At 60.1% G+C, this 25,993-nt stretch carries 25 protein-coding genes and 1 pseudogene; 11 read left to right on the plus strand and 15 right to left on the minus strand.

Going from position 1 to position 25,993, the window contains the following annotated elements:
* Positions 1-373: 373 nt before the first annotated feature.
* Positions 374-2,062, minus strand: a complete 1,689-nt coding sequence (fadD2, locus tag HX805_RS24875; protein WP_003213039.1) for a long-chain-fatty-acid--CoA ligase FadD2 — start codon at positions 2,060-2,062, stop codon at positions 374-376.
* 209 nt (positions 2,063-2,271) lie between these two features.
* On the opposite strand from fadD2, the gene HX805_RS24880 reads away from it, so the two are divergent.
* On the plus strand, positions 2,272-3,216 hold the full coding sequence (locus HX805_RS24880) for an alpha/beta hydrolase (RefSeq protein WP_003213037.1): 945 nt from the start codon (positions 2,272-2,274) through the stop codon (positions 3,214-3,216).
* 58 nt (positions 3,217-3,274) lie between these two features.
* Positions 3,275-3,745: a MaoC family dehydratase gene (locus HX805_RS24885; protein WP_003213034.1), complete on the plus strand. Its 471-nt coding sequence runs from the start codon at positions 3,275-3,277 to the stop codon at positions 3,743-3,745.
* A gap of 55 nt (positions 3,746-3,800) precedes the next feature.
* On the opposite strand, the gene HX805_RS24890 is transcribed toward HX805_RS24885, so the two are convergent.
* On the minus strand, positions 3,801-4,268 hold the full coding sequence (locus tag HX805_RS24890) for a PA2169 family four-helix-bundle protein (RefSeq protein ID WP_003213033.1): 468 nt from the start codon (positions 4,266-4,268) through the stop codon (positions 3,801-3,803).
* Positions 4,269-4,474: 206 nt separating this feature from the next.
* On the opposite strand from HX805_RS24890, the gene HX805_RS24895 reads away from it, so the two are divergent.
* The 3 genes and pseudogenes from HX805_RS24895 to HX805_RS32465 form a co-directional block, all read left to right on the plus strand.
* Positions 4,475-4,711 carry a DUF3820 family protein gene (locus tag HX805_RS24895; protein ID WP_003213031.1) on the plus strand — a complete coding sequence of 79 codons (237 nt, stop codon included), beginning with the start codon at positions 4,475-4,477 and terminating at the stop codon, positions 4,709-4,711.
* A 12-nt stretch (positions 4,712-4,723) separates the two neighbouring features.
* Complete coding sequence (locus HX805_RS24900) at positions 4,724-5,905, plus strand: aminotransferase class V-fold PLP-dependent enzyme (protein WP_177117369.1); 1,182 nt, start codon at positions 4,724-4,726, stop codon at positions 5,903-5,905.
* Positions 5,896-6,003 (plus strand): annotated as a pseudogene (locus HX805_RS32465) (outer membrane lipoprotein carrier protein LolA); the annotation flags it as partial. The gene HX805_RS24900 and the pseudogene HX805_RS32465, both read left to right, overlap by 10 nt.
* Before the next feature lie 99 nt (positions 6,004-6,102).
* On the opposite strand, the gene HX805_RS24905 reads toward HX805_RS32465, so the two are convergent.
* Genes HX805_RS24905 through zwf form a run of 3 tightly spaced genes read right to left on the minus strand, consistent with a single transcriptional unit; the run spans position 6,103 to position 8,952 of the window.
* Positions 6,103-6,768 (minus strand): bifunctional 4-hydroxy-2-oxoglutarate aldolase/2-dehydro-3-deoxy-phosphogluconate aldolase, encoded by a 666-nt coding sequence (locus tag HX805_RS24905; RefSeq protein ID WP_003213027.1) that lies wholly within the window; start codon positions 6,766-6,768, stop codon positions 6,103-6,105.
* Between the two features lie 17 nt (positions 6,769-6,785).
* Positions 6,786-7,499 (minus strand): 6-phosphogluconolactonase, encoded by a 714-nt coding sequence (pgl, locus tag HX805_RS24910; protein WP_177081086.1) that lies wholly within the window; start codon positions 7,497-7,499, stop codon positions 6,786-6,788.
* Positions 7,486-8,952 (minus strand): glucose-6-phosphate dehydrogenase, encoded by a 1,467-nt coding sequence (gene zwf, locus HX805_RS24915; RefSeq protein WP_003213023.1) that lies wholly within the window; start codon positions 8,950-8,952, stop codon positions 7,486-7,488. The genes pgl and zwf overlap by 14 nt, the downstream gene beginning before the upstream one ends.
* A gap of 218 nt (positions 8,953-9,170) precedes the next feature.
* On the opposite strand from zwf, the gene HX805_RS24920 reads away from it, so the two are divergent.
* Positions 9,171-10,031 (plus strand): MurR/RpiR family transcriptional regulator, encoded by an 861-nt coding sequence (locus HX805_RS24920; RefSeq protein WP_173406104.1) that lies wholly within the window; start codon positions 9,171-9,173, stop codon positions 10,029-10,031.
* Positions 10,032-10,173: 142 nt separating this feature from the next.
* Here HX805_RS24920 and HX805_RS24925 read toward each other — a convergent pair whose 3' ends face one another.
* The 10 genes from HX805_RS24925 to HX805_RS24970 all read right to left on the minus strand — a co-directional run bounded on the left by HX805_RS24925 (position 10,174) and on the right by HX805_RS24970 (position 21,347).
* Positions 10,174-11,019, minus strand: a complete 846-nt coding sequence (locus HX805_RS24925; RefSeq protein WP_003213018.1) for a D-hexose-6-phosphate mutarotase — start codon at positions 11,017-11,019, stop codon at positions 10,174-10,176.
* Positions 11,020-11,197: 178 nt separating this feature from the next.
* Positions 11,198-12,544: a carbohydrate porin gene (locus tag HX805_RS24930; RefSeq protein ID WP_177027645.1), complete on the minus strand. Its 1,347-nt coding sequence runs from the start codon at positions 12,542-12,544 to the stop codon at positions 11,198-11,200.
* Positions 12,545-12,649: 105 nt separating this feature from the next.
* Positions 12,650-13,810 (minus strand): ABC transporter ATP-binding protein, encoded by a 1,161-nt coding sequence (locus HX805_RS24935; RefSeq protein ID WP_003213014.1) that lies wholly within the window; start codon positions 13,808-13,810, stop codon positions 12,650-12,652.
* A 2-nt stretch (positions 13,811-13,812) separates the two neighbouring features.
* Positions 13,813-14,658, minus strand: coding sequence for a carbohydrate ABC transporter permease (locus tag HX805_RS24940; RefSeq protein ID WP_003213012.1), 846 nt, complete (start codon positions 14,656-14,658; stop codon positions 13,813-13,815).
* Positions 14,651-15,559 (minus strand): carbohydrate ABC transporter permease, encoded by a 909-nt coding sequence (locus HX805_RS24945; protein WP_003213011.1) that lies wholly within the window; start codon positions 15,557-15,559, stop codon positions 14,651-14,653. Before HX805_RS24945 ends, HX805_RS24940 begins: the two co-directional genes overlap by 8 nt.
* Positions 15,560-15,647: 88 nt before the next feature.
* The gene (locus HX805_RS24950; RefSeq protein WP_177019392.1) at positions 15,648-16,934 is read right to left on the minus strand and encodes an ABC transporter substrate-binding protein; all 1,287 of its coding nucleotides are present in this window, start codon (positions 16,932-16,934) and stop codon (positions 15,648-15,650) included.
* A gap of 106 nt (positions 16,935-17,040) precedes the next feature.
* Positions 17,041-18,300, minus strand: coding sequence for an AGE family epimerase/isomerase (locus HX805_RS24955; RefSeq protein WP_177117370.1), 1,260 nt, complete (start codon positions 18,298-18,300; stop codon positions 17,041-17,043).
* 156 nt (positions 18,301-18,456) lie between these two features.
* Positions 18,457-19,284: a hypothetical protein gene (locus tag HX805_RS24960; protein ID WP_003213005.1), complete on the minus strand. Its 828-nt coding sequence runs from the start codon at positions 19,282-19,284 to the stop codon at positions 18,457-18,459.
* A gap of 118 nt (positions 19,285-19,402) precedes the next feature.
* A complete protein-coding gene (locus tag HX805_RS24965) occupies positions 19,403-20,401 on the minus strand; it encodes an NAD(P)-dependent oxidoreductase (protein ID WP_003213003.1) in 999 nt (332 codons plus the stop codon).
* A gap of 52 nt (positions 20,402-20,453) precedes the next feature.
* A complete protein-coding gene (locus HX805_RS24970) occupies positions 20,454-21,347 on the minus strand; it encodes a LysR family transcriptional regulator ArgP (RefSeq protein ID WP_003213001.1) in 894 nt (297 codons plus the stop codon).
* A 98-nt stretch (positions 21,348-21,445) separates the two neighbouring features.
* On the opposite strand from HX805_RS24970, the gene HX805_RS24975 reads away from it, so the two are divergent.
* The 5 genes from HX805_RS24975 to HX805_RS24995 all read left to right on the plus strand — a co-directional run bounded on the left by HX805_RS24975 (position 21,446) and on the right by HX805_RS24995 (position 25,905).
* Positions 21,446-21,847: an ACT domain-containing protein gene (locus HX805_RS24975; protein WP_177117371.1), complete on the plus strand. Its 402-nt coding sequence runs from the start codon at positions 21,446-21,448 to the stop codon at positions 21,845-21,847.
* A 5-nt stretch (positions 21,848-21,852) separates the two neighbouring features.
* Positions 21,853-22,455, plus strand: coding sequence for a LysE/ArgO family amino acid transporter (locus HX805_RS24980; protein ID WP_003212999.1), 603 nt, complete (start codon positions 21,853-21,855; stop codon positions 22,453-22,455).
* A gap of 175 nt (positions 22,456-22,630) precedes the next feature.
* On the plus strand, positions 22,631-23,227 hold the full coding sequence (locus HX805_RS24985) for a superoxide dismutase (protein ID WP_003212997.1): 597 nt from the start codon (positions 22,631-22,633) through the stop codon (positions 23,225-23,227).
* A gap of 158 nt (positions 23,228-23,385) precedes the next feature.
* On the plus strand, positions 23,386-23,583 hold the full coding sequence (locus HX805_RS24990; protein WP_003212995.1) for a hypothetical protein: 198 nt from the start codon (positions 23,386-23,388) through the stop codon (positions 23,581-23,583).
* A 270-nt stretch (positions 23,584-23,853) separates the two neighbouring features.
* On the plus strand, positions 23,854-25,905 hold the full coding sequence (locus HX805_RS24995) for a bifunctional diguanylate cyclase/phosphodiesterase (protein ID WP_003212994.1): 2,052 nt from the start codon (positions 23,854-23,856) through the stop codon (positions 25,903-25,905).
* Positions 25,906-25,993: the final 88 nt, after the last annotated feature.

Consider the following 25,993-nt stretch of genomic DNA (forward strand, 5'->3'; position numbering starts at 1 on the left):
GCGAATTCATTCATCGCATTTGATGCGATTATTATTTGTTTGTTTTTGGGTGAGTCTGGCGGTTAAAAGCAGGCCAAGAGGTCACAAAGCGCGCCGAGAGTAGCAGCTTTGCCAAGGGCCGCCTAGAGCCAAAAGAGGCCCCTACGGTCATAAACATGACTCAAGAATATCTAATGGTCATTTTTAGAGCAAAGATTCTATAAGCCAAGAAAGGGCTCTGGAATGGGCTTCTACGCATTTAAACTGAATGAATAAAAACCAAATGTGGGAGCGGGCTTGCTCGCGAAAGCGCAGTGTCAGTCACAGGATATGTCGACTGGTACACCGCTTTCGCGAGCAAGCCCGCTCCCACATTTTTTGACCTTATTTCAAATCAGGCTATGTCGCGCAATTCGCGCCGCAGGATCTTGCCCACCGGCGTCATCGGCAACGACTCACGCAGCACAATATGCTTGGGCACCTTGTAGCCGGTGAAGTTGGCCTTGCAGTAGGTCTTCAGCTCTTCAAGGCTCACGCCCTGGGCACGGGCCACCACAAACAGCTTCACCGCCTCGCCGGTACGCTCGTCCGGTACGCCGATCACCGCGCAACTGGCCACCGCCGGGTGCGCCATCACCACGTCTTCGATCTCGTTGGGGTACACGTTGAACCCCGAGACGATGATCAGATCCTTCTTGCGATCAACGATGCGCACAAAGCCGTCCGGGTCGATCACCGCGATATCGCCGGTCTTGAGCCAGCCTTCGGCGTCCAGGGTCTCGGCGGTCGCCACCGGCTGCTGCCAGTAGCCCTTCATCACTTGCGGGCCCTTGATGCACAGCTCGCCCCGCTCGCCCAGCGGCAGCTCCGCGCCGTTGTCGTCGATGATCTTCATCGCCGTGCCCGGCACCGGAATGCCCACGGTGCCCAGCTTCGATTTGCCGCCGTAGGGGTTGGTGCTGGCCACCGGTGAGGTTTCGGTCAAGCCGTAGCCTTCACCAATCGCGCAGCCGGTCAGTTGCTGCCAGCGCTCGGCCGTGGCCTTGACCAGTGCGGTGCCGCCGGAGTTGGTGAGCTTGAGGTGGGAGAAATCCAGGCTCTTGAAGTCCGGGTGGTCCATCAAGGCCACGAACAGGGTGTTGAGCCCCAGCAGCCCGGTGAAGCGCCACTTTTTCAGCTCCTTGATAAAGCCGCCGATGTCCCGGGGATTGGTGATCAGTACGTTGTGGTTGCCCGATACCATCATGCACATGCAATTCGCGGTGAAGGCATAGATGTGGTACAGCGGCAGCGGCGCCACCATCACCTCCTGGCCTTCCTTGATCAGCGGATGGCCGTCGTCCCCCAGTTGCGACATGCACGCCCGCACTTGCTGCATGTTGGCCACCAGGTTGCCGTGGGTAAGCATTGCGCCCTTGGCCAGGCCGGTGGTGCCGCCGGTGTATTGCAGCACCGCGATGTCGTCGAGGGTCACCGGATGGCGGTTGAGTGCCTGGCCGGCGCCCATGCGCAGGGCGCGCTTGAAGGAGATGGCTTGCGGCAGGTTATAGGCCGGGACCATCTTCTTCACCTTGTCGACCACGGTGTTGATCAGCCAGCCCTTGGCGGCGGGCATGAAGTCGCCCATCTTCGCTTCGATCAGGTATTCGATCTCGGTGTCCTTGCTGACTTCTTCAACACGCGAGCCAAACAGGTTCAGGTACACCAGCGCACGAATGCCGGCATCCTTGAATTGGTGACGCATTTCCCGCGGGGTGTACAACGGGTTGGTGTTGACCACGATCAGCCCGGCGCGCAGGGCGCCGAAAACGGCAATCGGATAATGCAGGACGTTGGGCATCTGCACGGCAATGCGGTCACCCGGCTTGAGGTCGGTGTGCCACTGCAGGTAACCGGCGAACGCGGCGCTGCGCCGATCCAGCTCGGCGTAGGTCAGGGTGATCCCCATGTTGCTGAACGCCGGACGATCGGCAAAGGTCTTGCAGGAACGCTCGAAGACTTCGATCACCGATTTATAGGCTGTGAGGTCGATCTCGTTGGGAACCCCGGCTGCGCGTTTGTCATTCCAGAAATCAGGTTGCATTATTCTTGTCCTCTTACCTGAGTGGTCCGGCCGCTTTTGATGTTGCGATGAAAGCGGAGCTTTGGGGACGTTAGCAGCTATGGTCAATCAGGCAAATACAACAAGATGCGTCATTGATTGTGTGAATCTCCCCGCCAAGGCCAGCGCTGATCCAGCGGCCTGCGGTGAATGAGCTATACACTGCAACGACCCTGAGCAAAGGAAGCGCCATGAACCACACCACTTTCTGGCTGACCGCGAATGACCGCAGTCGGGTGTACGTCAACCAGTGGCTGCCGGACGGGCCGCCCAAGGCGCTGATCATGCTGGCCCACGGCATGGCCGAGCACAGTGGCCGCTATGCCCGCCTGGCCCAGGCGTTGTGCGATGCCGGCTACGGCCTGTACGCCCCCGACCAGCGCGGTCACGGGCGTACCGCCGACGAGGGCACCCTGGGGCTGTTCGCCGAGAAAGACGGCTGGAACAAGGTGGTGGGCGACCTGGCGAGCCTCAACCAGCATATCGGCCAGCAAGCGCCGGGGGTGCCGATCATCCTGCTGGGCCACAGCATGGGCAGCTACATTGCCCAGGCGTACCTGCTGCACCACAGCGCGAGCCTTAACGGGGCGATTCTCAGCGGCTCGAATTTCCAGCCGGTGGCGCTGTACGGCGCGGCCAAGGTGATTGCCCATGTCGAACGCCTGCGCCAGGGGTTGCGCGGGCGCAGTGCGCTGATTGATTTCCTGTCATTTGGATCGTTCAACAAGGCGTTCAAACCCAATCGCACCGCTTTCGACTGGCTCAGCCGTGACCCGGCCGAGGTCGACAAGTACGTCAGCGACCCGCTTTGCGGCTTCCGTTGCACCAACCAGCTGTGGATCGACCTGCTGGGCGGCTTGCAGCAAATCAGCAAAGCGTCCAATCTCGCTCAGATAGACCCGGGGCTGCCCATCCTGATAATGGGCGGTGAATGTGATCCGGTCAGTGAAGGCAAGCGTCTCAAAAGTCTGGCCAATGCGTTGCGTGAAGCCGGCTGCCAGCACCTGGAGCTGAGCATTTACCCACAGGCGCGCCACGAATTATTCAACGAAACCAACCGTGATGCGGTCACAGCCGACGTGCTGACGTGGCTGGCCCAGGCAGCAGTGCTGCGCCGCCCTACTCGCTGCGAATGATTTTTCGTTTAAAATCAATATATTAAGATTTCTGATTAGCCACAGGATGCACCAACTGATGACCCAGGTTACCAACACGCCTTACGAAGCCCTCGAAGTCGGCCAGACCGCCAGCTACAGCAAGACCGTCGAAGAGCGCGATATCCAGTTGTTCGCGGCAATGTCCGGCGACCACAACCCGGTGCATCTGGACGCCGAATTCGCCAAGGCGACCATGTTCAAGGAGCGCATTGCCCACGGCATGTTCAGCGGCGCCCTGATCAGCGCGGCGGTTGCGTGCGAGTTGCCTGGGCCCGGCACGATATACATCGGCCAGCAAATGACCTTCCAGAAGCCGGTCAAAATCGGCGACACCCTGACCGTGCGTCTGGAAATCCTCGAGAAGCTGCCGAAATTCCGCGTGCGTATCGCCACCCGCGTATTCAACCAGCGCGATGAACTGGTGGTGGATGGCGAAGCCGAGATCCTCGCGCCACGCAAGCAGCAGACCGTGACCCTGACCGAACTGCCGGCCATCAGCATTGGTTGAACGAACGCCCATGAAAAAGCCCCGCATCTGCGGGGCTTTTTTATTCAGGCGGGGCTCAAGACTGAGCGCGAGCCTGGTTACGCAGGGCTTTCACCTGGTCGTGGTTGCGTTGCGCGCCATGGAACTGACGCTCTACCAGGTCACGAATGCCCAGCAGGTTGTGCTTGTTGATCTTCTCGATCGCTTCTTTGTAAGCCTTCAGTGCGTGGTCTTCACCGCGCTCGGCTTCGTTCAGCACGGCTTCTTCGTCTTTACCGGTCACCATCGACTTCACGTCGACCCAACCACGGTGCAAGGCACCGGCGACGCTGCCGGAGTCTTCCGGATCGCCACCCAGCGCTCTTACTGCGGTCTGCAGTTCGGCAGCGGCGGTACCGCAATCAACGGAACGTTTGGCAAACAGGGCTTTGAGTTCTGGGTGCTTGATGTCTTCTGCGCAGGTCTTGAAGCCTTCCTGGCCGTCTTTGCTGGTCTCGATCAGGTCGTTGAGTACGGAGATCGATTCTTTGTTGATATCAGTCATTTTTCAATTCCTTCGCGGGTTAAGAAACGTGTATTAGTAATTGCAGCGCCCGTGCCAGCTTTTGAAAAACAATTTATTACTTAAATTTCAATAAGTTAGCCAATACACAAAAATCTGTATCCGCTTTATTTGCATGATCTGTCATTTGGCCTCCATGCAGAATGCCTGTATTTTCCAAGGCATCGACTCAAACACCTGAAGCCGCAATGAACCCTGAAAAACTTGAACTGCTGATCACCCGCGAAATGCCCTTCGGCAAGTACAAGGGCCGGATCATTGCCGACTTGCCCGGCCCCTACCTGAACTGGTTCGCCCGTGAAGGTTTCCCCCACGGCGAACTGGGCGGGTTGCTGGCCCTGATGCAGGAAATCGACCACAACGGTTTATCCGAACTGCTGGAACCCCTACGCGCCAAACACGGCAAGCCTGCCCCTCGTCATTAATAGAGCACGCACATGGACAGTACCCACGACGAACAACACTGGCACGCCATTGCCCAGCGCTACGACCTGGAGCCCGGCCCGATTAACCTCGAAAACGGTTACTTCGGGCGCATGAGCCGCGCGGTACTTGAGCAGTATCAGGACAACGTCGCCTTCATCAACCGCAGCAACTCGATCCATGTGCGCCAGCGTTTCGAGCAGGGCGAAAACGTCGAGATCCGTAACCAGTTGGCGCAATTGATGGACGCCGATCCTGAAGCCATCGCCCTCACCCGCTGCGCCTCGGATGCGTTGCAGTCGCTGATCCGCAACTACAACCGCTTGCAGCCCGGCGACCAGGTGCTGATCAGCGACCTGGAGTACGACACCGTCAAGGGCGCCATGCGCTGGCTGGCGCAGAATCGGGGCGTAGAAGTGATCGAAATTGCCCACGAACACCCGGCCAGTTTCGACAGCCTGGTGCAAACGTATCGCGATGCGTTCCTGCGCTATCCCCGCCTGAAACTGCTGGCACTGACCTACTTGACTCACCGCACCGGGCTGGTGATGCCGGTGGAGGCGATTGCCGGCGCTGCCAGGGAACATGGAATTGATGTGATCCTCGATGGCGCCCATGCGCTGGGGCAGATCGAGTTCAACCTGGCGCAGTTGGGTATCGCGTTTGCCGGTTTCAACCTGCACAAGTGGATCGGTGCGCCGTTGACCCTGGGCTTTATTTATATCGACCCGCAACGGTTGGCGGACATTGATCCGGACATGGGTGAGTTTCATTACCCGGCCACCGATGTACGTGCCCGCACGCCATACAGCACGCCGAATTTCCCGGCGTTGATGACCTTGCCGTTGGTGTTCGAAGAGCATCGTTTGCTGGGTGGATCCAGAGCCAAGGGCGCCCGCCTTAATTACCTGCGGGATTTGTGGGTGAGTGAGGTGCGGCAGTTGCCGGGAATTGAAGTGCTGACGCCGGACGACCCACGGCTGTATTGCGCGATTACGTCGTTCAAGTTCACTGACAAGCCGGATCAGCAGGTGATGGCGGACCGACTGCTCAAGGAATACAACCTCTTCACCACAACCCGCAGCGGGGCGTCGTTCGGCAGTTGTATTCGGGTGACACCAGGCTTTTTGACGTCAGCGGCAGACATTCATGCGCTGATCAAAGCCATCACCGAACTGAGCGCGATATCACTGTAGGAGCGAGCTTGCTCGCGAAGGTCGTTAACGATGACACGGGAAACCTGACACCCAGCGGTGCTCTCGGTTTTTTCGCGAGCAAGCTCGCTCCTACAGTGGGAGTGGGCCATTTTCCGCAGGTAAAAAAAAGCGGCACACCGACCAAGTGCACCGCAAAAATGCCGTAGAACACAGCAACAACGATTCGGTAAATCCAATCAGTCCAGCAGGGCCAGCGCCTCGGCGGTGGTTTCCTGGATGCGTGCCCAGTCGCCGTTCTTGACCCATTCCGGATCAAGCATCCAGCTACCGCCCACGCACATCACATTTTTCAACGCCATGTAGCTCTTGATGTTGGCCGGCCCAACACCGCCAGTCGGGCAGAATTTCACTTCGCCAAACGGGCCGCCCAGGGCCTTGATCGCCGCCACGCCACCGCTGACTTCAGCCGGGAACAGCTTGAAACGGCGATAACCCAGGCCATAACCTTCCATGATCCCGGAGGCATTGCTGATGCCCGGCAACAGCGGAATCGAGCTGTGTACCGAGGCTTCCAGCAGGTCACGGGTAATCCCGGGAGTGACGATAAATTGCGAACCGGCCACTTCGGCCGCTTCCAGCATATGACGATCCAGCACGGTACCGGCACCGGTGCACAGCTCCGGACGCTGCTCGCGCAGTACCTGGATGGCCTTGAGGCCGAACTGCGAACGCAGGGTCACTTCCAGTGCGGTCAAACCACCGGCTGCCAGGGCATCGGCCAGCGGCAGGATGTCCTGTTCGCGGGCAATGGTGATCACCGGCAGGATCCGCGCCTTGGCGCAGAGGCTGTCGATCAAGGCAACTTTGTCCGCCATGGAAACGGTAGGTTGAGGGCTGTTCATCGCGGCTGATCCTTGGCTCATGGGCACCAGTAAATCTCTAGAGTAGGTTGCAAAAACGCGCGTATCGGCATGGCAGCAACGTCGTCACTGGCCAGCGCGGCGCTCAAGGTGGTCAATTTCGAGCTGCCGGAAATCGACAGCATGGTGTAGTGGGCGGTGGCCAGCAGCGCGCGACTCATGGTCAGGCGCTGGTGCGGCACAGTCGGCGCCAGCATCGGCCAGCAACGACGGCTGCCGTCCGGCTTCAACGCTTCAGCCAGGTTCGGGCTATTGGGGAACAGCGACGCGGTGTGGCCGTCGTCGCCCATGCCCAGTACCAGCACATCAATCGTCGGCAACTCGGCCAGCAGGCGATCAGCCTGCTCGGCAGCGTCGTCAAGGGTGGCGGCGACGCTGTACAGGCTCAGGAACTTGGCCTTAGCCGCCGGGCCTTGCAGCAAATACTTCTTCAACAGGCCGGCATTGCTGTCGGCATGTTCCACCGGCACCCAGCGCTCGTCGGCCAGGGTGATGGTCACCTTGGACCAGTCCAGGCCTTGCTTGGCGAGGTTCTGGAAGAACGCCACCGGGCTGCGGCCGCCGGACACCACCAGGGTCGCTTCGCCACGGGCACTGATGGCCGCGCGCAGTTGTTCGGCCACGTCATTGGCCAAGCCATCCGCCAGCAGAACCGGATTGCGGTACTCATGGGCAGTCACGCCCTGAGGCAGTTTCAAATCAGATATCGCCATACCAAGACCTCCCGTCCCGCGTGATCAGTGCAATCGAGCTCATTGGCCCCCAGGACCCCGCCGCGTACGGCTTGGGCGCATCACCGGATTTTTTCCACCCGGCGATCAACTGGTCACACCACTTCCACGCAGCTTCGATTTCATCTTTGCGCACAAACAGATTCTGGTTGCCACGCATGACTTCAAGTAACAGCCGCTCGTAGGCATCGGGAATCCGTGCGCTGCGATAGGTGTCGGAAAAATTCAGTTGCAGCGGGCCGCTGCGCAGTTGCATGCCCTTATCCAGGCCCTGCTCCTTGGTCATCACGCGCAAGGAAATCCCTTCGTCCGGTTGCAGGCGGATGATCAGTTTGTTGCTGATCTGCAAGCGCTGCTCGGGGGCGAAGATGTAGTGGGACGGTTCCTTGAAGTGGATGACGATCTGCGACAGTTTTTGCGGCATGCGCTTGCCGGTACGCAGGTAGAACGGCACCCCGGCCCAACGCCAGTTACGGATATCGGCACGCAGGGCGACGAAGGTCTCGGTGTCGCTCTGGGTGTTGGAGTTCTCTTCTTCCAGGTAACCCGGTACCGGCTTGCCGGCGCTGTAGCCGGCGATGTATTGGCCACGCACCACCTGGGTGGTCAGGCCGTCCGGGCTGATGGGCGCCAGGGCCTTGAGCACCTTGACCTTCTCGTCCCGAATACTGTCGGCAGACAGGTCGGCCGGCGGGTCCATGGCGATCAGGCACAGCAGCTGCAGCAGGTGGTTCTGGATCATGTCCCGCAGTTGCCCGGCCTTGTCGAAATAGCCCCAGCGACCTTCGATGCCTACTTGCTCGGCCACGGTGATTTCCACGTGGGAGATGTAGTTCTGGTTCCACTGGGTTTCAAACAGGCTGTTGGCAAAACGCAGGGCGATCAGGTTCTGGACGGTCTCTTTGCCCAGGTAGTGGTCGATGCGGTAGGTGCGGTTTTCCGGGAAGAACTGCGCCACGGCGTCGTTGACCTTGCGCGAGGAATCCAGGTCCGAACCGATGGGTTTTTCCAGGACCACGCGGGTGTTTTCCGCCAGGCCGACCTTGGACAGGTTCTCGCAGATCGCGCCATACACCGCCGCCGGGGTGGCGAAGTAGGCAATCAGGCGTTGTTCAGTGCCGGCGTTCTCTGCCAGGGCGACGTAGTCATCGGCCTTCAGGAAGTCGACATGCAGGTACGTCAGGCGGGCCAGGAAACGCTGGGCGACGGTTTCGTCCAGTTCCTTGCCAACGTAACCACGCAATTCTTTTTCGATGTGGGCCAGGTGCTGTTGCTCGGAACCGGCCTCACGGGCCAGGGCCAGGATGCGCGTGTCTTCGTGCAGCAGGCCCGCACCATCGAGTTGATAGAGGGCAGGAAATAACTTGCGCAGCGCCAGATCACCCAAGGCGCCAAACAGGGCAAAGGTGCAGGGTTCTACGGTTATCGAAGGCATGATGTTTGTTCTTTTATCAAGTTAAGCTACAAATACCTTTTTTTAAGGCATCACTCAAGGAAAAATGTAGTAATAACCACAACATTTTCCTGAAAAACGTATTCCGAGTGGTGGTGTTCAACTACCCTCAGTAGGATAGGCCACCGCAAAGGGCCGCTCGTCGATTGGTTGACGACCCTTATTTGCATCGTCGCCCTAAGGAAACATGAATGGACCGCGTGCGAAATCTACTGGAACAGATCCAGAAACGCCTCGAAGAACTGAACAAGGCTGAACGTAAAGTCGCCGAGGTCATCCTGCTCAACCCGCAGCAGGCGACCCGCTTCTCTATCGCCGCCCTCGCCCAGGCCGCTTCGGTCAGCGAACCTACAGTGAACCGCTTCTGCCGCTCGTTCGGCGTGAGTGGTTACCCTGAACTTAAATTGCAGCTGGCGCAAAGCCTGGCCAGTGGCGCGGCGTATGTCAGCCGCGCGGTGGAGGCCGATGATAACCCGGAGGCCTACACCCAGAAGATCTTCGGCAGTGCCATCGCGTCCCTCGACAGCGCCTGCCAGGCCCTGGACCCGAACCTGATCAGCAAGGCCGTCGACCTGCTGATCCAGGCTCGGCAGATCCACTTCTTCGGCCTGGGTGCTTCGGCGCCGGTGGCCATGGACGCGCTGCACAAGTTTTTCCGTTTCAACCTGTCGGTCACGGCCCACGCCGATGTGCTGATGCAGCGGATGATCGCCTCGGTGGCCCACACCGGGGAGTTGTTCGTGATCATTTCCTACACCGGGCGTACCCGTGAACTGGTGGAAGTAGCACGTATTGCGCGGGAAAACGGCGCCTCGGTGCTGGGCGTGACCGCCGAAAACTCGCCGCTGGCCAAGGCCAGTACGGTGAGCCTGAATATTCCGTTGCCGGAAGACACCGACATCTACATGCCGATGACCTCGCGGATCATTCAGTTGACGGTGCTGGATGTACTGGCGACGGGCATGACCTTGCGTCGCGGGGTGGATTTCCAGCCGCACTTGCGCAAGATCAAAGAGAGCTTGAACGACAGCCGGTATCCGGTTGGGGATGAATTCAACTAGGCCCGAATCTACTGTGAATGTGCCGGCCTCTTCGCGAGCAAGCCCGCTCCCACATTCGACTGCATTCCAAAAGTGGAACTCGGTCTAATGTGGGAGCGGGCTTGCTCGCGAAAGCGGCATCAGCAACACCGGAACATCCGGATCAAGCCCCCGCCCTCGCCTGCAAACTCAAATGCGCCCGCTCCCCCGGCGCCAGGCTCGCAGCAGCCATCGCCGACTCCACACACACAAACCCCGCAGCCTCGTTGAAGCTCACCCCCAGCAACGGTCGACTCCCCGGGTGCCACACCACCGTGTCGGCACTCTCGCCGGTGTCGATGCACAATTCGCGCTGCCAGGCATGGTCCTTGAGGTGCAGTTCGCCGTCGTGCTGGAACACCCGCTGACACCCACCATCGACACGCAACTCACCTTCCTGCTGGCACGCCTGACGATTCAGCTGGTCGTAGCCCTGCGCGCCATCGAGCCCAGACAGCGCTATCTCACCAACGTTGCCAATCCGCCAATAGGCGTGCAAAGCATGGCTCAATTGGCACGGCAGCTCGTCCTGGTGCTCGGTGGCCAGGCGCAGCTCCAGGGTTTCCCCCAGGTGTGCATGCAGGTCCACCTGCCAGTCGCATAGCTGCAATTGCCAGTGCAAACGCACGCCGTCGTCGTCGGTGCTGCTGTCCAGCAATTTCCAGTCGATCAGCCGTGCCCAGCCATGGGACGGCCAGGCGTTTTCGCTGGGATGGCGGCCATACCACGGCCAACACACCGGCACGCCGCCACGGATGGCGCCGACCTGCGGCCACTTGGCCGCGCACCACAGCCAGGGCTTCTGGCCCGTGGGCTGAAAGTGCAGCAATTGCGCGCCCTGGCGACTGAACACCGCCTGGCAGAGCGGGTGATCGATCACCAGCACATCGCGCATCTGAAAGCGCTCCCAGGCGAATACCGGCCGCTCGCGCAGGGATTTGAAAAAGCGTTGCAGCGGATGCTCATGCATGTGCCACGGTCCTGAATATCTTTGCAGGCGCTGGCTTGCCTGCGATGGCATCGCCTCGGTGTGGCAGATACACCGCGGGGCGCGCATCGCAGGCAAGCCAGCTCCCACACAAAAAAAAGCGGATAGCCATGGCTACCCGCAAAATGCGCACAGAGAGAAGGAGCTTATCGCAACAACGTTAGAACGTAGACTGAATTTTCAGGCCCGCTACCACCGCGTTGTCGACTTGCTTAACACCACCTGGGTTGGCGATGTATTGCAGGTTGGGACGCACGGTCAGCCAGTTGGTGACGTGGATGCCGTAGTTCAGTTCGACGTTGTATTCGGTGTTGCGCAGCGGTGCGTAACCCGATTGGTCGTAATCCGTGAAACCGCCGGCCGCGTTGAGCAACTCAGCATTTTTCTTCACGTCACTGTTGGCATGGATACGGGATACACCGATACCCACGTCATCTTTTGTACGGGCGTCGAATGGACCTTTATACACAAGCATCAGCGACTGGTAGTTGTCGACCAGGTTGGTGTCTTTGTCGTGGAAGGTGACGTTGGCCGCAATGTTCAAGCCGCGGGAAGCATCGCCATTGTGGGTGGTGAGTTGCTGTTGCAGAACGCCCCAGTAACCGCTTTTGCTGCTGCGAACGCGGAAGGCTGCGCCCGTGGTGCCAGCATCGTTACCGTTGACGTCTTCACGTACGTCGGTAGCGTCGGCGGTGCTCTTGTAGTAACCCACACGGTATTCGCCTGGCAGGCCATTGACCTTCGGCGACCAGACCAATTCAACCGGCAATACGGTGCCCTTGGTGCCGCTGCCGCTGAGCTTGAAGCCGTTGCCGTGCTCCAGTTGCGACGGGTTCTGGTTGTACGCACCGATTTGCGCATACAGCTCAGGCGTGATGTTGTACTTCACGCGGATAGCCGCCTGGCTGACGGGCCAGTTGTACCAGGTGTTTACATAGTTACCGACCTGCGAGCCACAGAACGACAGGTTCTGGAAGTCGCACGGGAAGGTGTTGAAGTCTTCGCCTTCACCGAAGTAACCGAGTTTCACGTCCAGCTTGTTGTCGAACATCTGGTGCTGAATCCAGAACTGGGTCAGACGCACCATGTGGCCTCGGCCGTCGACTTCCTGAGACGAGCTCAAGGTGCCGGCACGCGGGTCACCAATACGGTCGTTGGAAATGTTTGCGCCATTACGATTGGTCAACTGGATCTTGGCCTGGGTGTTGTCCCAGCCCCACAGTTTTTGCAGGTCCAGTGCCACGCCCAGACCGAACTGGTCAGCGTAACGGGCAGTCTTGTCGTTGTTGTAGCCACCGCTGAGGTTGCCACCGACTTCACCGACGTAATCCGCCTTGATGTCGATACCTTGCTCGATCAGCTTGGTACGTTCGCCGCCCCAATCACCGGTCATCCACTTGGAGTCGGCGCTGAACGCGTCGTCCGCCATCGCATTGGCGGACAGTACCAGGGCTGCTGCTGCTGACAGTTGGCAGAACAACCGGGTGTTGTTGTGGTGCTTTTTCATCCCTACATCCTCGTCTTTATTGTTATTAACTGTTTTTATCTAACGCGGTTTACTTCTTTGTGAGAGCAGGACTCTCACAAAAGCCCCTACACATCATTTGAAACTTCAGCGTCCCTTGAATTGAGCAACGTTGTCCGCACGATCCTGTGCCGGCAACGAGGTGGCAGTGCCCAGGCGCTCGCCGGTCTTGGCGTCGAACAGCAACACTTTGGCCGGGTCGAACTGCAAGGTCAGGGTCTCGCCCACTTGCGGCGCCACATCGGGCGCCAGGCGGCAGCAGACCTTGGTGTCATTGATTTGCACGAACACCAGGGTGTCCGGACCGGTCGGCTCGGTGACTTGCACCTCGGCGCGAATGGTCGGCGCGCCGGTGGCTTCGGCGGCGGCCAGCACGATCTGCTCCGGGCGCAGGCCCAGGATCACTTCGCGGTCTTCAAGACCGGCATCGTTCATGTTCAACGGCAATTCACAGCGGGCCTGGCCGCTGTCCAGCAGCGCCACCAGGCGGCCGTCCTTGCGTTGCAGGCGCAGTGGAATGAAGTTCATCGGCGGCGAACCGATGAAGCTCGCCACGAACAGATTGGCCGGGTCGTTGTAGATCTCTTTCGGCGTGCCGAACTGCTGGATGATGCCGTCCTTCATGACCGCCACTTTGTCGCCCAGGGTCATCGCTTCGATCTGATCGTGGGTGACGTAGACGGTGGTGGTTTTCAGACGCTGGTGCATCAGTTTCATTTCGGTACGCATCTCGACCCGCAGCTTGGCGTCGAGGTTGGACAGCGGTTCGTCGAACAGGTAGATCTTCGGGCGACGCGCCAGTGCACGGCCCATGGCCACGCGTTGTTGCTGGCCACCGGAGAGCTGGCCCGGCTTGCGATTGAGCAGGTGCTCGATCTGCAGCAGCTTGGCCACTCGCGCCACTTCTTCATCGATCGCTGCCTGGGGCATCTTGCGAATCTTCAGTCCGAATTCGATGTTCTCGCGCACGCTCATGGTCGGGTACAGCGCGTAGGACTGGAACACCATGGCGATGTCACGATCCTTGGGGCTCATGCCGCTGACGTCCTGGTCGCCGATCATGATCGCGCCACCGGTGATGTTTTCCAGGCCGGCAATGCAATTCATCAAGGTCGATTTGCCGCAACCCGAAGGGCCGACCAGGATCAGGAACTCACCTTCCTTGATCGACAGTTCGATGTTCTTCAGGGTGTCCGGCAGACCGGTACCGTAGGTCTTGTTTACGTTACGAAGTTCGAGCGTTGCCATGATTACCCCTTGACCGCGCCGGCCGTCAGGCCGCGCACGAAATACTTGCCTGCGACCACATAGACCAGCAGGGTCGGCAGCCCGGCGATCATCGCCGCCGCCATATCAACGTTATATTCCTTGACCCCGGTACTGGTGTTGACCAGGTTGTTCAGCGCCACCGTGATGGGCTGCGAATCACCGCTGGAGAACACCACGCCGAACAGGAAGTCGTTCCAGATCTGCGTGAACTGCCAGATCAGGCACACCATGATGATGGGTGTCGACATCGGCAGGATGATCAGGCGGAAGATCGTGAAGAACCCCGCGCCATCCAGGCGAGCCGCCTTCACCAGTGCATCGGGAATGCTGACGTAGTAGTTACGGAAGAACAGTGTAGTAAACGCCAGTCCGTAGACGATGTGCACGAACACCAGGCCCGTGGTGGTACTGGCCAGGCCCATCTTGCCGAGGGTGAACGAGGCTGGCAGCAGCACGGTCTGGAACGGCAGGAAGCAGCCGAACAGCAACAGGCCGAAGAACAACTGCGAACCACGGAAGCGCCACATCGACAGCACGTAGCCGTTCAACGCACCGATGGCGGTGGAGATCAGTACCGCCGGAACGGTGATCTTGATCGAGTTCCAGAAGTAGCCGTCAACCGTGGCCCAGGCTTTCACCCAGCCGATGCCGGTGATCACGGTGGGCCAGCTCAGCAGGTTGCCGGTGCTGATGTCTTCCGGGGTCTTGAAGCTGGTGAGCAACATGACCACCAACGGCACCAGGTACAGCAGGACAGCGAGAATCAGCACCGCGTAGATCGCGACGCGGCTCAGGCTGATGGCAGGTTTGCCAGCAAGACTAGTCATTGCGCTTGGTCCTCAGCTCGGAGTACAGGTAAGGCACGATGATCGCGAGAATCGCACCGAGCATCAGAATCGCACTGGCCGAACCCATGCCCATCTGGCCGCGGCTGAAGGTGAAGGAGTACATGAACATCGCCGGCAGGTCGGAGGAGTAACCCGGACCACCCGCCGTCATGGCCGCCACCAGGTCGAAGCTCTTGATCGCGATGTGCGCCAGGATCATTACCGCACTGAAGAACACCGGGCGCAGGCTTGGCAGCACCACTTTCCAGTAGATGCGCGGCATGCTCGCGCCGTCGATCTGCGCCGCACGGATGATCGATTGATCAACACCGCGCAGGCCGGCAAGGAACATCGCCATGATGAAGCCCGAGGCTTGCCACACAGCAGCGATCACCAGGCAATACACCACACGGTCCGGGTCGATCAGCCAGTCCAGGCGAAAGCCTTCCCAGCCCCAGTCACGCAGCAGTTTGTCCAGGCCCATGCCTGGGTTGAGCAGCCATTTCCAGGCGGTACCGGTGACGATCATCGAAAGCGCCATCGGGTACAGGTAAATGGTGCGGATAAAACCTTCGCGACGGATTTTCTGGTCGAGGAAAATCGCCAGGGTCACGCCGATCACCAGGGTGATGCCGATGAACATGCCCCCGAACACCGCGAGGTTCTTGCTCGCGACCCACCAGCGGTCGTTGTCGAACAAGCGCACGTATTGCGCCAGGCCTACGAACTTGTAGGTCGGCAGGAAAGTCGAGTTAGTGAACGACAGCACGAACGTCCACAGGATGTAGCCATAGAAGCCCACCAGAACGATGAACATGCTCGGCGCCAGCACCAGTTTGGGTAGCCAGCGCTGCAGTGCATCGAACGGCGAGGCTTTGCTGAACACAGCAACAGAACTCATGGGAAAATCCAGTACAGGGAAAAAGGACTACAGGAACATGCCTTGTGGGGGTTAGGGGTCCCCCCACAAGGCCATTCAGTGCTAACCGTTACTTGGCAGACTTGATCGCGGCAGCGAGTTTCTTCGCGGTATCCGCAGGGTCAGCTTTCGGGTCGTTGATGTAGTTGGTCACGACATCAAAGAACGCGCCTTGTACCGCCAGCGTGGTTGCCATGTTGTGGGCCATGCTTGGTTGCAGGCCGCCAGTCTTGGCATCCGCCAGGAAGTCCTTGGCAGCAGTCTGGGCGCAGGAGTCGAAGCCGTATTTGCCCATGTCTTGCAACATGTCGATACGAACCGGGATCGAGCCTTTGTTGATGCTGAAGACTTTCTGGAAGTTTTCGCTCAGCACGACCTTGGCGATGTCCTGCTGACCGGCAGCAGTGCCTTTGTCTTTCTGCTTGAAGGCTGCGAGGGAGTCGATGTTGTAGGTGAAGGCCTTGTCGGTGCCCGGGAAGGCTACGCACTCGTAGTCTTTGCCGGCGACTTTCTTGGCGGCGGTCCATTCACTCTTGGCCCAGTCACCCATGATCTGCATGCCGGCCTTGCCGTTGATGACCTTGGCGGCTTCCAGGTTCCAGTCCTGGCCCTTGCCGTCGGCGTCCATGTAGGTCGCGACTTTCTTCAGCTCGGTCAGGGACTTGATCATTTCAGGGCCGGTCAGGGCTTTTTCGTCGAGGTCGACCAGGGCTTTCTTGTAACCGTCAGCCCCCATGACCGAGAGCACGACCGCTTCGAAGACGGTGCTGTCCTGCCAAGGCTGGCCACCGTGGGCGAGCGCAATGAAGCCGGCTTTTTTCAGCTTGTCGCCAGCGGCGTAGAATTCTTCGAGGGTGGTAGGCGGTTTTTCGATACCGGCTTTCTTGAACACTTCCGGGTTGATCCACAGCCAGTTCACGCGGTGAATGTTCACCGGCACGGCCACGTAATCACCTTCGTACTTCACGGTATCGGAGACTTTCTTGTCCAGCAGCGAATCCCACTTCTCTTCTTTGGCGGGAACCTTCAGGACGTCGGTGTCGAGCAGCCCGGTGGACGCCCATTCCTGGATGTCGGGGCCTTTGATCTGGGCCATGCCTGGCGGGTTGCCAGCAACGGCGCGGCTTTTCAGTACGGTCATGGCAGTGGAACCGCCACCGCCGGCGACGGCACCGTCTTTCCAGGTGAAACCGTCTTTTTCAACTTGGGCCTTCAGGACATCTACTGCCGCTTTCTCGCCACCCGAGGTCCACCAATGCACAACTTCAACCGTCCCTTTCGAGTCGGCGGCAAAAGCACTGAGGGGAAACAACGAGGCAACGGAAATAGCTACGGCGAGGCGACTGATCGCTTTCATCTGAGTACCTTTTTTCTTGTTGTTATGCATGCAAGTCGGTGCTTGCGCTGCAAACGAGTTTAAACAGGGATTTTTCAGGTGCAGGTAACAAAGGGACGCCAAAATGTCACCACTTGGTGACATAGCGCCCGGTGGCCACGGCACTGGCCATGCTCGGTGACAAGGGTAGCCCCGGCAGCAAGACAGACTGCCAGGCGTGGTAGAGGTCCGGTTTGCCACCCCAGATTTTCGCGCTGGGCTGGTTTTTCGGGCTCAGTTCGTGGTGCCAGCTGCCGTGGGTGCGGTCAATGAAACGGGTTTCACAGAACTCCCAGAAGCGCCGGTACCAGGTTTCGTAATGCAGCTCCCCCGTGCGTTTGAGCAGCGCCTGGGCAGCGGCACTGGCTTCGCAATGGGTCCAGTGCAGGCGCTCGCGCACCACGGGGCGCTGGCTCCAGTCGAGGGTGTAGACAATGCCGGGAGCGCCGTCGACGGCCCAGGCGTATTCACAGGCGCTGGCGAACAGGCCCTTGGCGTCGGTCACTAGCCACTCAGGGGTGACGAGCCCGGCATCCAGGCGCGCAGCCTCAAGGTGCAACACCAGTCGCGCCCATTCGAAGCCGTGGCCGGGGGTGATGCCGTAGGGACGAAAACCATCGGCCGGGTTGTCTTCGTTGTAACCACGCAGGGGTTGCCAATGGCTGTCGAAATGCTCGATCACCATGTCCCTGTTTTGCGCCGCATGGGTATGAATAATCCGCTCGACGATGCGCAGTGCCCGGTCCAACCAGCGGGTTTCACCGGTGACATCGGCCAGGGCCAGGAAGGCTTCAGTGGCGTGCATGTTGCTGTTGGCGCCGCGATAGGCTTCTACCCCGCTCCAGTCCTGGGCGAAGGACTCGAACATCGCGCCCTCCTCTTCGTTCCAGAAGTACTGGTCGATGATGTGCATCGCGTCGTTGAGCAAGGTTTGCGCGCCGGGAGCGCCGGCCACTACTGCGGAGCTGGCGGCCAGGGCGACAAAAGCGTGCAGGTAGGCGGCCTTGCCGGTGTTGCCGTCGCGGGCGTCGGGCGTGGCGAACCAACCGCCGTGCCGGGCATCGTGCAGCGGGCCGCTGAGGGCCACGACGCCGTGTTCCACCAGGTCGGCATAACCTGGCAGGCCCAGGCCATGAGCCATGGCAAAGCTGTGGGTCATACGGGCGGTGTTCATGGTTTCGGCGACGGCATCGGGCGGCAGGACGCCTTGATCGTCGAGGTTGCCGAAGCCGTCAGGCAGCCTGGAAGCCTTGGCGAATGACAGCAGGCGCTGGCCTTCAGTGGCAAGCCAGGCGTGATGGGCAGGTGCGTTCAGCCAACTACTGGCAGGCAGTGGTTGCGTGGTCATGATTAGCCCTTTTTATTATGTGCGGGATGACGGGAGTCTAAACAAGGGCGGCGCGAGGGCAAGTAACGAAGGGGACGGGAAATGTCACCGATTGGTGACATTGATTGTGCCAGGGCCTGCAGGCGTCATGTGTAGTGACGCCTGCAGCACCTCACATCACTGCTGCCCGAGAGGGGTGATCCGGGCCGGCTGGTTGATCTGCTGCTGCAGGTTCTGCACCTGGCTTTGCAAGGCAGTGACGTTACGCGTGGTCTGGATGCGGAACACGTCGAACTCCTTGGTGGACGGACCGTCGGAAGCCGCGGCGCGGTTGTCCAGTTCGCTCTTGAGGACCACAAGGTCCTGCTCCAGGCGGGCGATGGCGGCCGTGGGGTTGCCCTGTTTTTTCAGGGCTGCGACGTCGGCGGAGAGGTCCTTGAACTCGGCGTCCCGGGACTTGAGGGTAGCCACCGCCTCCGTCAGCGCCTGAACCTGGCCCTGCAATTGCGCGTTGGCACTGGACAGCTGGGTCGTGCTGGCGGTCATCTGCTCCAGGCGCTTGTCCAGGTCAGTTGCCTGGCCGGCCACGCCCATCTGCTGCTTGCCCTGCTCCAGCAACTGGGTCTCCAGCTGCTTGATCTGCAGTTTCAGGGCCTCGCTGCCATTATTCACATTGGCTTCGCTGGCCACCACCTTGCCGGAAATATCCTGCAGGCGCCCCGCCGCTTCCTCGCTGATGCGCGCGAAGCTTTCCTGGGTCGCCACCAGTTGCTGGCCCATCAGGGAAATCTGCTGGAAGCTCCACCAGGCAAGGCCGGCGAAGGCGAACAGCAGCGCACCGACCAATGCCCACAGCGGCCCGGTACTGGCGCTCTTGACCTTGACAACCGGCGCAGGCCGGGAGCGCACGGAGGTAGCCGGCGTGGGCTCGAAATCATCGTCGTCCGAGGTGTCGGCCCGCAGGCTGGGAACGTTGTCGAAGTCGTCGTTAGCATCGTTACGCATGAATCAACCTTAAATCCTTTGAGGTGGCATATGGATAGCCAAGCGTCGGAGTATAAACCCCCGACCTGCCGCACTGATCGACCCGGGTTCGCAAATTCGGTTCCCGGTGTGTTGCCGGTTATTTAAGTCCCACGTCCTGGGCCTTCCACCAGCTACAGAACTCGTCGAGGGCCGCCCACAGGCTGACCTTGGGCTGGTAGTCGAGATAATGCCGTGCGCGGGTGATGTCGAGGGTGAAATCTTTGTTCATCACCTGCATGCCCAGCCGTGACAAAGACGGTTCCGGGCGCCCTGGCCACATGGCACAGAAAGCTTCATTGAGCGCCGCAACGCTGTAAGACAAGCCGTAGGACCGATAACGGGTGACCTGAGGCATGTCCATCTGTCGCATCACGTAGTTCACCACATCCCACACCGGCACCGGGGCACCGTTGCTGATGTTGTAGACCTTGCCCAACGCCGAGCCCGTCGCCAGCAAACTGCTGAGCAGGGCTTCATTGAGGTTGTGCACGCTGGTGAAATCGACCTTGTTCAGGCCATCGCCGACAATCGCCAGGCGGTTCTTGCGCTGCATCTTCAACAGGCGCGGGAAGATGCTCATGTCGCCGGCCCCCGTGACAAAGCGCGGGCGCAGGGCCAGCACTTCGAGGCCAAATTCCTGGGCGCCAAACACCTTTTGCTCCGCCAGGTATTTGGTGGCTGCATACGGATGCTTGAAACGCTTGGGCACTTGTTCTTCGGTCAAGCCCAGGTGGTCACGGCCGTCGAAGTAGATCGACGGCGAAGACAGGTGTACGAGGCGCCCGACCCGCTGCTTGAGGCAGGCCTCCACCACGTTTTCGGTAACCAGCACATTGCCCTGGTGGAAGTCCTGATAACGCCCCCACAGCCCCACGGCCCCGGCGCAATGCACCACGGCCTCGACGTCGCGGCACAGCTCGCGCACCAGGTCCGGATCATTCAAATCACCCTGGATAAACTCGGCGCCGCGCCGTACCAGGTGCTCCACACCTTCGGCCCGCCGCCCGTTGACCCGCACGTCCAGGCCCTGCTCCAGGGCGAAACGCGCAAAGCGCCCGCCAATGAAGCCGCTTGCGCCGGTGACCAGAATTTTCATGACTTACTCCGCATTCTTTCGTTTTTCATCGCTGTTGCCTTGACGCTGGCCATCACGCCAACGGCACCAACCATTGCCCCGTTGTGTGTGCCAGATGATCCGTCAGCAGGCCCAGCAATTGTCCACCACTGCGCCAATGATGCCAGTACAGCGGCACATCGATCGGCTTATCTGGCAATAACTCCACCAACACGCCCTTTTCCAGTTGGTCGCGCACCTGCAATTCGGGCACCAGGCCCCAGCCCAATCCGGCTTCCGTCAGGCGAATAAAACCTTCGGACGAGGGGCATAGATGGTGTTCGAAACCACCGTCGACGCCCAGGGACGCCAGGTAGCGATGCTGCAGGAAATCATCCGGGCCGAACACCAGCGCCGGCGTGCGGGCCAGTTGATCGGCCCGCACGCCCTCGGGAAAGTGCCGGGCGACAAACGCCGGGCTGGCCAGCGCCCGATACCGCATCGCGCCGAGCAACAGGCTGCGGGCACCGGCCACCGGGCGTTCGCTGGCGCAAATACAGGCTGCCACTTCGCCGGCGCGCATGCGCTTGAGGCCGACGGTCTGGTCTTCTACCACCAGGTCCAACAGCAAATGCTGCTCGGCGCAGAAGTCGCTCACCGCCTCGGCCCACCACGTGGCCAGGCTGTCGGCATTCAAGGCGATGCGCAGGCGCTCGGGCATGCCCTCTTCATCCAGCGCGGGCACCTGGCTTTGCAGGTCGCGCTCCAGCAATCGTACCTGTTGCACGTGGTTGAGCAGGCGGCGGCCGATCTCGGTGGGCGTCGGCGGCGTGGCACGTACCAGCACCGGCTGGCCGATTCGCGCCTCCAACAGCTTGATGCGCTGGGAAATCGCCGATTGGGAAATTCCCAGTACCTGCGCGCCCCGCTCGAAGCCGGCCTGTTCCACCACCGCCGCCAGGGCGGAAAGCAATTTATAGTCGAACATCAGTTTTCCTAATGAGCGATCAGCAATATTGGTTTTTCTTATACAGCCTTGGACGGGAGAATAGCCAGCATCGCTTCTTCTTATTCAAGGACCTCCACATGGCTGGCGAAACCGCCCTGGCAACCCTGCTGCGCAGCATGAGCCCACAGCTCAATGACGGCGACTACGTGTTCTGCACCCTGGCCGACAGCCGAATCCCCGAAGGTTGCGAGGTGATCGGCAGCTTCCGCGAGCAGGAAGGCCTGACGTTGATCGTCGAGCGCCAGCAGGCCGAGCGCGCCGGACTGGCCTTCGACTATGTGGCTGCGTGGATCACCCTCAAAGTGCATTCGGCCCTGGAAGCGGTCGGCCTGACCGCCGCGTTCGCCACGGCCCTGGGCAAGGCCGGGATCAGTTGCAACGTGATTGCCGGCTACTACCACGATCACCTGTTTGTCGGGCGCGCCGATGCCGAGCGCGCCATGACGGTGTTGCGGCAATTGGCGGCGGGCGCGGAGTAAATCCTATGTGGCAAAGCTATATGAACGGCCTATTGGTGGCCTTTGGTTTGATCATGGCGATCGGCACCCAGAACGCGTTTGTGCTGGCGCAGAGCCTGCGGCGCGAACATCACCTGCCGGTGGCGGCACTGTGCGTGGTGTGCGACGCGATCCTGGTGGCCGCCGGCGTATTCGGCCTGGCCACCGTGCTGGCGCATAACCCGGTATTGCTGGCGATTGCCCGCTGGGGTGGTGCGGCGTTCCTGCTCTGGTACGGTACCCTCGCCCTGCGCCGGGCCTGCTCGAAGCAGAGCCTGGGCGAGGGCGAGAACCTCAAGGTACGCTCGTTGAAGGCGGTGATGCTCAGCGCCCTGGCAGTGACGTTGCTCAACCCCCACGTGTACCTGGACACCGTCTTGTTGATCGGCTCCCTCGGCGCCCAGCAAACCGAACCGGGCGCCTACGTGGCCGGGGCCGCCAGCGCTTCATTCCTGTGGTTCATGACCCTGGCCCTGGGCGCCGCATGGCTGGCACCGTGGCTGGCGCGCCCCGCCACCTGGCGGATTCTGGACCTGCTGGTAGCCGCCATGATGTTCAGCGTGGCCTATCAATTAATCAGCGCAGCGTAGATATTCCAAAACGCTCTGGAACCTCTATCCCACACAGTTGTTGCGTGGTTTTGCCGCCCCCCCGGTGCTATGATCCAGCCCCTGCGCCGCAAAGAGTACAAACTCCCCGGCGCTTGTTTGGCCGCCCGTGATCGGCCTTGCGCTCACCGCAACTGACCTGATTAGGAGAATCATCATGGCTTTCGAATTGCCGCCGCTGCCCTACGCACACGATGCCCTGCAGCCGCACATTTCCAAGGAAACCTTGGAATACCACCACGACAAGCACCACAACACCTATGTCGTGAACCTGAACAACCTGGTGCCTGGCACCGAGTTCGAAGGCAAGACCCTGGAAGAAATCGTCAAGTCTTCTTCGGGCGGCATCTTCAACAACGCCGCTCAGGTCTGGAACCACACTTTCTACTGGAACTGCCTGGCGCCAAACGCTGGCGGCCAACCTACCGGCGCACTGGCTGAGGCGATCAACGCTGCCTTCGGTTCGTTCGACAAGTTCAAGGAAGAGTTCACCAAGACTTCCGTCGGCACCTTCGGTTCCGGTTGGGGCTGGCTGGTGAAAAAGGCTGACGGCTCCCTGGCCCTGGCCAGCACCATCGGCGCCGGCAACCCGCTGACCAGCGGCGACACCCCGCTGCTGACCTGCGACGTCTGGGAACACGCTTACTACATCGACTACCGCAACGTGCGTCCAAAGTATGTGGAAGCGTTCTGGAACCTGGTCAACTGGAAGTTCGTGGCTGAGCAGTTCGAAGGCAAGACCTTCACCGCTTAAGTACCGCTTGCAGTAGAAAGAGCCCGGCGATTGCCGGGCTTTTTTGTGGGCGATTACAAATGGAAAAATGCCAGGAAAACGCTGGAACTCATCAAAAGAATTTCGCCACGCAGCATGTAAGAGGAATGTCCCTCTGATTGACTGCAGGAGAACTTGATATGGATCTAGCATCTTTGATCGGCATGGCCCCTCAAGCACTTAACGTGTTCGATAACGTGACAGATAAGGGCCTGGACGTCCTGGACAAAAGCTTGGGCATCCTTGATAAGACCGTGGACATAGCTCGACAGGCCTTGGGGCAAATCGATCCTCAAGCGCAAGACCAGCCACAACCGCCGAAAATTTCGTTTACCTGATGGGCGCTGACGCTCGACGGTTTGTTTCGCTGGCCTGAAAAACCCGCGCTCGTCCTGAAAAGACAGTATAAGAAGTCGGCACGTACGATCCGCCGACTTCACTCCATGCCAGGCCTGCCTTTCCATTCCCCCTCCCAACGTCTTACCCCCGGACGCGCTCATCTAAACTGCAAAACCTGCCCTGGCCGCAATGTCCCTTTGACTGCCCTCACGGGATTGCCAATACTCATGGCATATTGAGGCTACCCGCATGGAACAAGGAATAACCCTTTGAAGCTGGAACTCAAAAACAGCTTGTCGGTGAAGTTGCTACGGGTGGTACTGCTTTCGGCATTGGCCGTGGGCGTGGTACTGAGCGCGGCGCAGATCGTCTTTGATGCGTACAAGACGCGCCAGGCCGTGGCCGGTGATGCCCAGCGCATCCTCGACATGTTTCGCGACCCGTCCACCCAGGCCGTCTACAGCCTGGACCGGGAGATGGGCATGCAGGTCATCGAAGGCCTGTTCCAGGATGATGCCGTGCGCATGGCCTCCATCGGCCACCCCAACGAAACCATGCTCGCGGAAAAAACCCGCGACCTGCAACAATCCCCGAGCCGCTGGCTGACCGACCTGATTCTGGGCCAGGAACGCACCTTCACCACGCCGCTGGTGGGGCGCGGGCCTTACAGCGAGTACTACGGTGACCTGAGCATCACCCTCGACACCGCCACCTATGGCAAAGGGTTTCTTGTCAGTTCGGTGATCATTTTCATCTCCGGGGTGCTGCGGGCGCTGGCCATGGGGCTGGTGTTGTACCTGGTCTATCACTGGCTGCTGACCAAGCCGCTGTCGCGCATCATCGAGCACCTGAGTTCGATCAACCCCGACCGTCCCAGCGAGCACAAGATCCCGCAGCTCAAGGGCCACGAGAAAAACGAGCTGGGGCTCTGGATCAACACCGCCAACCAGTTGCTCGAATCCATCGAGCGCAATACGCACTTGCGCCATGAGGCGGAAAACAGCCTGCTGCGCATGGCCCAGTACGACTTCCTGACCGGCCTGCCGAACCGCCAGAAGTTGCAGGAGCAACTGGACAAGATCCTGATCGACGCCGGCCGCCGGCAACGTCGGGTCGCGGTGTTGTGCGTGGGGCTGGATGACTTCAAAAGCGTCAACGAGCAGTTCACCTACCAGGCCGGCGACCAGTTGCTGCTGGCCCTGGCCGACCGCCTGCGCGCCCACAGCGGCCGCCTCGGCGCCCTCGCCCGCCTCGGCGGCGACCAGTTCGCCCTGGTGCAGGCCGATATCGAGCAGCCCTACGAAGCCGCCGAATTGGCACAAAGCATCCTCGACGACCTGGAAGCCGAATTCGCCCTCGATCACGAACAGATCCGCCTGCGTGCCACCATCGGCATTACCCTGTTCCCGGAAGACGGCGACAGCACCGAGAAGCTGCTGCAAAAAGCCGAACAGACCATGACCCTGGCCAAGAGCCGCTCGCGCAACCGCTACCAGTTCTATATCGCCAGCGTCGACAGCGAAATGCGCCGCCGCCGCGAGCTGGAAAAGGATCTGCGCGACGCCTTGAGCCGCGAGCAGTTTCACCTGGTGTACCAGCCGCAGATCAGCTATCTCGACCACCGTGTGGTGGGTGTCGAAGCGTTGATCCGCTGGCAGCACCCGGAGCACGGCCTGGTGCCGCCCGACCTGTTTATCCCCCTGGCCGAACAGAACGGCACCATCATTGCCATCGGCGAATGGGTACTGGACCAGGCCTGCCGGCAACTGCGGGAATGGCATGACCTGGGCTTCACCGAGCTGCGCATGGCGGTCAACCTGTCGACCGTACAGTTGCACCACGCCGAGCTGCCACGGGTGGTCAACAACCTGCTGCAAATCTACCGCTTGCCGCCGCGCAGCCTGGAGCTGGAAGTCACCGAGACCGGCCTGATGGAAGACATCAGCACCGCCGCCCAGCACCTGCTGAGCCTGCGCCGCTCCGGGGCACTGATTGCGATTGATGACTTCGGCACCGGCTATTCGTCCCTGAGCTATCTGAAAAGCCTGCCGCTGGACAAGATCAAGATCGACAAGAGCTTCGTCCAGGACCTGCTGGATGACGACGACGATGCGACCATCGTGCGGGCGATCATCCAGCTCGGCAAAAGCCTTGGCATGCAGGTGATCGCCGAGGGTGTGGAGACCGCCGAACAGGAGGCCTACATCATCTCCGAGGGTTGCCACGAGGGTCAGGGCTACCACTACAGCAAACCCTTGCCGGCACGGGAGTTGGTGGCCTACTTGAAACAGGCCCAGCGCAATAACGCCGCCATCCTCTGAAGCGATGCCGGCCATCGGGGCCACGCGCACCGATGGCCGGCAAATCGATACTAAATATTTCCTGCTTATAACGCTTTACACAAAATGC

This window comes from Pseudomonas sp. G5001 (assembly GCF_013385475.1).
Taxonomy (GTDB): domain Bacteria; phylum Pseudomonadota; class Gammaproteobacteria; order Pseudomonadales; family Pseudomonadaceae; genus Aquipseudomonas.

Excerpts from the sequence above, each read along its gene's own strand:
- fadD2 (WP_003213039.1), bottom strand. The coding sequence starts at position 2,062 with ATGCAACCTGATTTCTGGAATGACAAACGCGCAGCCGGGGTTCCCAAC.
- HX805_RS24880 (WP_003213037.1), top strand. The coding sequence starts at position 2,272 with ATGAACCACACCACTTTCTGGCTGACCGCGAATGACCGCAGTCGGGTG.
- HX805_RS24885 (WP_003213034.1), top strand. The coding sequence starts at position 3,275 with ATGACCCAGGTTACCAACACGCCTTACGAAGCCCTCGAAGTCGGCCAG.
- HX805_RS24890 (WP_003213033.1), bottom strand. The coding sequence starts at position 4,268 with ATGACTGATATCAACAAAGAATCGATCTCCGTACTCAACGACCTGATC.
- HX805_RS24895 (WP_003213031.1), top strand. The coding sequence starts at position 4,475 with ATGAACCCTGAAAAACTTGAACTGCTGATCACCCGCGAAATGCCCTTC.
- HX805_RS24900 (WP_177117369.1), top strand. The coding sequence starts at position 4,724 with ATGGACAGTACCCACGACGAACAACACTGGCACGCCATTGCCCAGCGC.
- HX805_RS24905 (WP_003213027.1), bottom strand. The coding sequence starts at position 6,768 with ATGAACAGCCCTCAACCTACCGTTTCCATGGCGGACAAAGTTGCCTTG.
- pgl (WP_177081086.1), bottom strand. The coding sequence starts at position 7,499 with ATGGCGATATCTGATTTGAAACTGCCTCAGGGCGTGACTGCCCATGAG.
- zwf (WP_003213023.1), bottom strand. The coding sequence starts at position 8,952 with ATGCCTTCGATAACCGTAGAACCCTGCACCTTTGCCCTGTTTGGCGCC.
- HX805_RS24925 (WP_003213018.1), bottom strand. The coding sequence starts at position 11,019 with ATGCATGAGCATCCGCTGCAACGCTTTTTCAAATCCCTGCGCGAGCGG.
- HX805_RS24930 (WP_177027645.1), bottom strand. The coding sequence starts at position 12,544 with ATGAAAAAGCACCACAACAACACCCGGTTGTTCTGCCAACTGTCAGCA.
- HX805_RS24935 (WP_003213014.1), bottom strand. The coding sequence starts at position 13,810 with ATGGCAACGCTCGAACTTCGTAACGTAAACAAGACCTACGGTACCGGT.
- HX805_RS24940 (WP_003213012.1), bottom strand. The coding sequence starts at position 14,658 with ATGACTAGTCTTGCTGGCAAACCTGCCATCAGCCTGAGCCGCGTCGCG.
- HX805_RS24945 (WP_003213011.1), bottom strand. The coding sequence starts at position 15,559 with ATGAGTTCTGTTGCTGTGTTCAGCAAAGCCTCGCCGTTCGATGCACTG.
- HX805_RS24950 (WP_177019392.1), bottom strand. The coding sequence starts at position 16,934 with ATGAAAGCGATCAGTCGCCTCGCCGTAGCTATTTCCGTTGCCTCGTTG.
- HX805_RS24955 (WP_177117370.1), bottom strand. The coding sequence starts at position 18,300 with ATGACCACGCAACCACTGCCTGCCAGTAGTTGGCTGAACGCACCTGCC.
- HX805_RS24960 (WP_003213005.1), bottom strand. The coding sequence starts at position 19,284 with ATGCGTAACGATGCTAACGACGACTTCGACAACGTTCCCAGCCTGCGG.
- HX805_RS24965 (WP_003213003.1), bottom strand. The coding sequence starts at position 20,401 with ATGAAAATTCTGGTCACCGGCGCAAGCGGCTTCATTGGCGGGCGCTTT.
- HX805_RS24970 (WP_003213001.1), bottom strand. The coding sequence starts at position 21,347 with ATGTTCGACTATAAATTGCTTTCCGCCCTGGCGGCGGTGGTGGAACAG.
- HX805_RS24975 (WP_177117371.1), top strand. The coding sequence starts at position 21,446 with ATGGCTGGCGAAACCGCCCTGGCAACCCTGCTGCGCAGCATGAGCCCA.
- HX805_RS24980 (WP_003212999.1), top strand. The coding sequence starts at position 21,853 with ATGTGGCAAAGCTATATGAACGGCCTATTGGTGGCCTTTGGTTTGATC.
- HX805_RS24985 (WP_003212997.1), top strand. The coding sequence starts at position 22,631 with ATGGCTTTCGAATTGCCGCCGCTGCCCTACGCACACGATGCCCTGCAG.
- HX805_RS24990 (WP_003212995.1), top strand. The coding sequence starts at position 23,386 with ATGGATCTAGCATCTTTGATCGGCATGGCCCCTCAAGCACTTAACGTG.